The sequence below is a fragment of the Microvirga tunisiensis genome (assembly GCF_009296175.1).
Taxonomy (GTDB): domain Bacteria; phylum Pseudomonadota; class Alphaproteobacteria; order Rhizobiales; family Beijerinckiaceae; genus Microvirga; species Microvirga tunisiensis.
Genome location: NZ_VOSK01000402.1, coordinates 1 through 4,955 on the forward strand (window position 1 = coordinate 1; position 4,955 = coordinate 4,955).

General features: G+C 61.6%; 7 protein-coding genes. 2 read left to right on the top strand and 5 right to left on the bottom strand.

The features are described from left to right. The 5 genes from FS320_RS37780 to FS320_RS45550 form a co-directional block, all read right to left on the bottom strand. The coding region (locus tag FS320_RS37780) for a hypothetical protein (RefSeq protein WP_152717418.1) at nt 1-455 on the bottom strand (455 nt) is incomplete at its 3' end. Nucleotides 456-503: 48 nt separating this feature from the next. After that, nucleotides 504-698 (bottom strand): hypothetical protein, encoded by a 195-nt coding sequence (locus FS320_RS37785; RefSeq protein ID WP_152717419.1) that lies wholly within the window; start codon nt 696-698, stop codon nt 504-506. A 679-nt stretch (nt 699-1,377) separates the two neighbouring features. After that, nucleotides 1,378-1,779, bottom strand: a complete 402-nt coding sequence (locus FS320_RS37795) for a type II toxin-antitoxin system VapC family toxin (RefSeq protein ID WP_152717421.1) — start codon at nt 1,777-1,779, stop codon at nt 1,378-1,380. Next, nucleotides 1,779-2,033, bottom strand: coding sequence for a type II toxin-antitoxin system VapB family antitoxin (locus FS320_RS37800; RefSeq protein ID WP_244627650.1), 255 nt, complete (start codon nt 2,031-2,033; stop codon nt 1,779-1,781). Before FS320_RS37800 ends, FS320_RS37795 begins: the two co-directional genes overlap by 1 nt. 111 nt (nt 2,034-2,144) lie before the next feature. Beyond that, on the bottom strand, nt 2,145-2,321 hold the full coding sequence (locus FS320_RS45550) for a hypothetical protein (RefSeq protein WP_153885383.1): 177 nt from the start codon (nt 2,319-2,321) through the stop codon (nt 2,145-2,147). 155 nt (nt 2,322-2,476) lie between these two features. Between FS320_RS45550 and FS320_RS37805 the strand changes: the two genes are divergently transcribed. Next, nucleotides 2,477-4,279 (top strand): SWIM zinc finger family protein, encoded by a 1,803-nt coding sequence (locus tag FS320_RS37805; protein ID WP_152717422.1) that lies wholly within the window; start codon nt 2,477-2,479, stop codon nt 4,277-4,279. Between the two features lie 368 nt (nt 4,280-4,647). Further along, the coding region (locus FS320_RS47315; protein WP_210252239.1) for a hypothetical protein at nt 4,648-4,955 on the top strand (308 nt) is incomplete at its 3' end.

Consider the following 4,955-nt stretch of genomic DNA (forward strand, 5'->3'; position numbering starts at 1 on the left):
AGGGCATCAACATAGGCGGCAAACCGCGCCTCGCGCGTCTCTGATGGGATAGGAAGGTTCATCACACGCCTCCGCATGATGGATCTCCCGACTATAGCTCGCCTCGTGAGTTTATGACACAGTAGTATTAGGGCGCCTGTGAAAAAGTCTAGGACCGCGTTCTTTTCGGTGTTGTTGAAATAAAGGCTCGCCGTCGTCGCGTGCTGCGGGCTCCATTTGTGCACGCCCTGTCCGAGAATGGCAAAGGTGGTGCCCGGGCGGAAGAACTCCACGCCGGCAAGCTTCGAGGTGGTCTCACGGGTGAGAATCCCGGTAACCGACAGGAGCCAATCCTCGCTCATGTATTGCAGGCCCGCGGTCACAATGACTTGGTCGCCCGGATCGTAGTGAAAACCGGTATCTCCGTCCGGCACATAGCTGCCGCGGGAGTTGTAGCCGACAGCAAGCGTTGTCACGATGGATTGGCCGAACGGGACGGTGACGCCGATGCCTGGATTAAAATTCTAACCCTCGCCAAACCGCGTCTGGAACACGAGATCTCGGTCCATGACAGCATTCTTCTCACGCCCACGGAGGGTCTCCTTACCCGTGGGGAGGTTCATGTCGAAAGTAACGAACGGCTGAACGTTTTCGAACCCCTCATAGGCGAACTGAAGGTGCGTGGTGGTGTCAGTTAGAGTGGAGACTGTACCACGCATCAACGGGGTTTCATTGCTGGATGAAATGTAGCCCGTCCGCACACCAGCCTCGGCTGATACCGTTGACCCGACCGTGAACTTCGTAATTCCCTCGATGGGCGAAAAGGACTGATAGCCTTTGCCGCTACCCCTCGTGCTGTGCCACGAGACAAATGCCGGTGTTGCCGAGGTCTGGAACTGAAGGTTTGAGGCCTCCTGGGACAGGGCAGGTTGAGTTACTACGATCGCAAGAAAGGATGCGCTCGCACAAAATAGCTTGGAGATCATGCAAGTTAGCCAAGGAAAGAATGGCTAAGCTTAGACAAAGTAGGACAAGAGTCAACAAGGCGGGTACTCGCGCATACAGAGGGGTACATACAGAGACGAGGATACCACAGCCAAGGTTTTCTGGTCGGGCAACCATCAAGCGATCCAACTGCCGAAAGAGTTCTGCCTCATCGCTGACGAGGTCGAGATCTTCCGCCGCGGCGACGAGATCGTTCTGCGCAAGATGCCGAGAACTCTGGCCCGCGCGTTCGAGTTGTTCTGTGGGCTTCCCGACTTCGACCATCATGACACCCCGCCGCAGGAGCGCGACGAGCGGTGACGGCGCCTGTGAGTGGTCGTGCGCCATCGCCTCACCAGAGACACTCTCCGCTCCAGCCCGGAGGCCGACGCGTGCTGAGGCCCATCCGGCGCCTTAAGCAAGCCGCCCGATGTCGGTTTTGCTGAAATCATGCCCTGTGAACAGGAGCTTGGCCCGATGACTCTTCGCGCAGGCATAGGCAAAGCAATCCCCCATATTGAGCTTTGCGGGATGCCGTCCCTTGCCGTAGTGGGCGTAGGCATCCAGCGCGAGAGAGTACTCACGCTCGCTGATCGCAACCCACTCGAACCCGAGAGCCTCGAGAAAGCGCTGCACGTGATCGCGCGCAGCGGGAACGGAGAACATGTAGCTGTGGCAAAGCCCAGCTACGGTTTCCCACACTGAGATGGGAGAGCACAACCGGCGCGGCTCGGCCTCGAGCAGGTCCGCGAGCGCGTCGGCATCCGGCTCGCCGGTGATGATCGCAATGAGGGCCGAAGCATCCACAAAGACCATCAGAGTGTTCCAGACAAGTCATCGAAGAAGTCTTTGTCGGCGGCCTTACCCGTCGGGGGCGGGAGAGCATGGGCCGTCCGAAGTGCAGCCGCACGCTCCCGCAGCGGGATGGCCTCGCGCGTACGATCCAACTCCGCCTGGACCGCAAGGCGAACAGCAGCTTGCTTGGTGAGGCCTCGAAGCTTGGCAAGTTGGGCAACCAGCTCAGCGGTTGTATCGTCCTTGATATAGAGCGGCATCAGCGTCTCTGACATGATATCCGGATATCCAAGAGAGAATATCCGGATATCCATTGGCGCGCAATATGGTTCCGGCGAGCCTCGGTCCATCAGGAGGAGATACGCTGATTCACAAGCTGCAGCGGCTCAAACTTCATCGAAGACCTGGTTGAAAAGGACCTTGGAGTTAGGGCTTTCTTTTGCTCTCCTGAAGCGGCTCGGTCCAACCACATCGTGGCTTTGCAGCACGCGTCCGCGAGCTTGGTTGATTTTGGCAGAACGAACCCAACTGTCGCCGCGCCGGAGTGGGTTGGTCTCGTCCACACGCCCATTCCCCACCATGTTCCCTCCCACGTGGGCTGACCGCCTGCCGATCGTCCGGCACGCGATGGGCACCTTTAGCCAGCAGAATTCCACAATGGCCAATAACCTCGACACCACATCTCACCTGTGGCTTGATAACCCCGGAGGGATCGCCCATGCCCATCCGACCGCCGGATGAACCTGCCATTCGGGCGCTGGCGAGCCGCGAGTCGTTCGAACGCGGCCGCGACTACTGGCGCCGCGGCGCCGTCGCCAACCTGGTCCGGCGTGGGGAGGAACTCACCGCGGACGTGCAGGGCAGTGACCTGACACCGTACCATGTCCGAATCCGCCTGCAGGACAGCACCATCACTGAAGTCCACTGCACCTGCCCCTTCGAGTGGGGCGGCTGTTGCAAGCACATCGTGGCGACGCTTCTGGCCGTGGCCGACGACCCGGCCGCCGTGATCGAGCGACCCCCATTCCGCGACCTCCTGAAGGCGCTTGATCGCGACACGCTGATCGACCTCATCCTCAAGCGGCTCCCATGGGATCCGGAGCTCGCCGGATGGCTTGAGGCCGAGCTTGCCGCATCACCGCGCCAGGATCGCCAGGCCCCGGTCGATCCCGCGCCACTGGCCGCCCACGCCCATGCCGTCCTAGCCGGGCGCTCCCGCCCGCGGCGCTACTGGGATGAGGTTCAACCGTCCGGCGACGCCGCCGAGTTGCGCGCGCTCGTGGAGAAGGCCGTTCCATTCCTCGAAGCAGGGGATGGCCGCAACGCCCTGCGAATCCTCGAGACCATCACTGATGCCTTCGTGGAGGATTGGCTCGCTTATGCCAGCGACACCGACGAGCATCTCTACACCCTGTTCCCGGATCTCGGACGTATGCTGGCTGAGGCGGTGCTGATGAGCGATCTCACCCCGGAAGAGCGCGACGACCTCGCGACGACGATCGGCACGTGGCAGGACGATCTCGCCGATTACGGTCTTGATGAGGGCTTCGGCGTCGCCACGCAGGCGCTCGCCACCGGATGGGACGACCCAGAGCTCCAGGCTGTCCTCGCCGGCGAGGCGGCGCCGTGGCCGCCGGCGGACCGGGACGAGGAGCACGACGATGAGTTGACCGCGGTCCGGCTCAGAGTTCTCGATGCGTGGGGGCGCAGGGACGCCTATCTGAATCTCGCTCGGGCGGCCGGTGCCAGCACGAGCGTCGCCACCATGCTGGTCAAACTCGACCGTGTCCCCGAAGCGCTCGCCTATGCCCGAGACACCTTTACAACGCCGGGCGAAGCGCTCGTCCTCGCCAAGGCGCTCCGGGAAGCCGGGTGGCACGACGAGGCCCTAACCATCGCCCACGAGGGGCTCCGACGGGCCCAGAACGAGACCGACGACACCCGCTGGTGGTCGGAACGCCCCGTCGTGACACTGGCGCAATGGTTGCGCGGCTACGCAGCAGATAGGGGCCACCGGGATTTCGCGTTGACCGCAGCCCAAACGGCCTTCGAGCAGACGCATTCGCTCGCAGACTATCAGGCCGTTAAAGCGCAGGCGGGCAAGAGCTGGAAGGACCTGAGCCCTAACTTGCTTGATCATCTGACCGCCGCCGCGCACGCGCCTGATCGCGTCGAGATCCTCCTGCACGAGGGCCTGATCGCCGAGGCGGTGCGCTCCGTGGGCGAGGCGAAGGGGTACGAGACCAGCGACGCCGTTCTCCTGCAGCTGATGGACGTCGCATCTGCGAGCCACCCTGATTGGGTGATTCGGCTCGCTGAGCACCGCGCCGCCCAGATCATGGATTCTGGAGCGGCGGGCTCCTACGATATCGCCACCCAATGGTTGCAACGAGCCGCAGCCGCATACGACGCAGCGGGCCGCATTGACGAGTGGACCGCTCGGATCGAGGCCCTCATCGACAAGCATCGCCGGAAACACAAGCTGCGTCCTCTACTTGAGGCATTGCGGTACAGCGCTTAAGGGTTTTCCGCAGCAGTTCATTAGATTAATGCTGTGAGGCGAAGTCGATAAGACCGCTTCAGCCCAAACCAGCGATCAGGCGCCGTCGTATGACGATACGGAGATCGCCTTTCGAAACGTTGCGCTTCGCCAGCTAGGATCAGGACAATCCTGGGTTTCTCCGCCTGTTCGCGATCAAGTCCTTGCGGACTTGCATAGCCCTGCCAAGGCTCGATGCAGACCCGAGGGGTGTTTGGGGGCAGTGATGGTTTTGACCTCCCCGGACAACCTGATCGGCCGTGGACACCCAATATTCGCCCGACTATCGCCTTGGATCAGCCTGTATTGGCTTGCTGCCTTTGTAAGGTGGCTCAAATCGCGGATGACACATGGATTGGGATGAACCTTTTCCTCTGAACGCCGTTCCACCTCGGGTGAGAAACACGATCCTCCTTGAGTTCAAGGGACGCTGCCCCAGCCTCCGGGAGGTTGCCGAGATCCCGGACAGCTACTGGCTCGAAACTCCCAACATCTGTAGCGCGACGCGCGAATGTGTGAGTAAGGCGACGGCCAGATTTACGAGATGTCGCCTCCGGTTGAAGTCGACCTACCGTGTCACGGGACGACACGGAGGAGCGCATGAGCCGGCTCGATCAGGAGGCTCGCATGACTATCAAGGCATTGGCGGCGCGGGGAG

Coding starts and splice junctions, on each gene's coding strand:
- FS320_RS37800 (WP_244627650.1), bottom strand. CDS start 2,033: ATGTCAGAGACGCTGATGCCGCTCTATATCAAGGACGATACAACCGCT.
- FS320_RS37795 (WP_152717421.1), bottom strand. CDS start 1,779: ATGGTCTTTGTGGATGCTTCGGCCCTCATTGCGATCATCACCGGCGAG.
- FS320_RS37805 (WP_152717422.1), top strand. CDS start 2,477: ATGCCCATCCGACCGCCGGATGAACCTGCCATTCGGGCGCTGGCGAGC.
- FS320_RS37785 (WP_152717419.1), bottom strand. CDS start 698: ATGCGTGGTACAGTCTCCACTCTAACTGACACCACCACGCACCTTCAG.